At 64.9% G+C, this 1287-nt stretch carries 1 pseudogene; it reads right to left on the reverse strand.

From position 1 onward, the window contains the following. Positions 1 to 1194 (reverse strand): annotated as a pseudogene (locus JKG68_RS32380) (IS256 family transposase); the annotation flags it as partial. Positions 1195 to 1287 lie beyond the last annotated feature (93 nt).

Here is a 1287-nt window from a genome sequence, read left to right on the forward strand (position 1 = left end):
TTCTTGTGCTCCTTCAGGTCGTCCATGTTGAGGTAGCGGTGAGCTTCGAGCCAGTTCTCATGCGACTCCACCGCCAGGGCTCGCACCAGCCGGCAGCATGAGGCTGCATTGGGGAAGATGCGCACCACGTATGTGCGTCGCCTGATCTCCTCGTTGAGGCGCTCGAGCATGTTGGTGCTCTTGAGATGCTTGTGGTGCTGGCGCGGCAGCCGGTAGAAAGTGAGTGTCTCCTCGATTGTCTCCTCGGCCCAGGCGACCAGGCGCGGGTAGCGCCCCTCCCATTTGGCAATCCAGGCGGAGAGATCGCGTTGGGCCTCCTCGACCGATCGCCGGTCGTAGAGCCAGCGCAGCTCCTGCAGGCAGTCATCATCGGCCTTGCGCGGCAGGTGATCGAGGGCAGTGCGGAGGAAGTGCACGTAGCACCTCTGATACGCCGCTTCCGTCAGCACCTCACGGATGGCCGCCCGCAGCCCGGCATGATCGTCAGCCACCACCAACTCCACGCCGCAGAGGCCACGCTCGCGCAGGCTCAGCAGAAACGTGCGCCAGGAGGACTGGCTTTCCCGGTTGGCCATCTCGACGCCCAGGATCTGGCGCCGGCCGTCCCAGTCGATGCCCACTGCAATCAGCACCGCCTGCGAGGCGACGGTGCCGCCCTCGCGCACCTTCTCGTAACGAGCGTCCAAGATCAGGTACGGGAACGGCTCCTCGAGCCTTCGGGAGGCGAACTGGGCCAGGCTGTCGTCGAGGCGCTTGTTGATGGCGGGGATCGCCGAGGCCGAGAAGCTATGGCCGCACAGCTCCTCGGTGATCGCCTTGACCTTACGGGTGGAGACGCCCTGAACGTAGATCTCGGCCAGGGTGGCCACCAGCGCCTGCTCAGAGCGCTGATAGCGCTCAAACAGCTCGGTGGAGAAGCGGCCGTCGCGGTCCTGTGGCACCCGCAGCTCCAGTTTACTCACGCGGGTCACCATGGTCCGGCTGTAGTAGCCCGAGCGGTAGCCGAGGCGGGAGGCGGTGCGCTCGCCCTCCTCATCCTAAGCCTGTCGAAGGATCGGCCCGGAGGGCATCGGTCATCTCGGCTTCGAGCATCTCCTGCATCACAGCCCGGACGCTCTCGCGCAGCCCATCCGGGCTGTGGCTCAGAAGGTCCTTGATGGCGGCAGCGGCGGGTTTATCCTTGGTGCTGGTCATGGTGCGGTTCCTCTCGGAGTGCGTGACGTTGAACATCACCATCCTGCCATGACCGCCCCGCTCAGGCGATTTGCAGAACCTTCACCACACTAC

The sequence above is a fragment of the Microvirga aerilata genome, assembly GCF_016743775.1.
Lineage (GTDB): Bacteria > Pseudomonadota > Alphaproteobacteria > Rhizobiales > Beijerinckiaceae > Microvirga > Microvirga aerilata.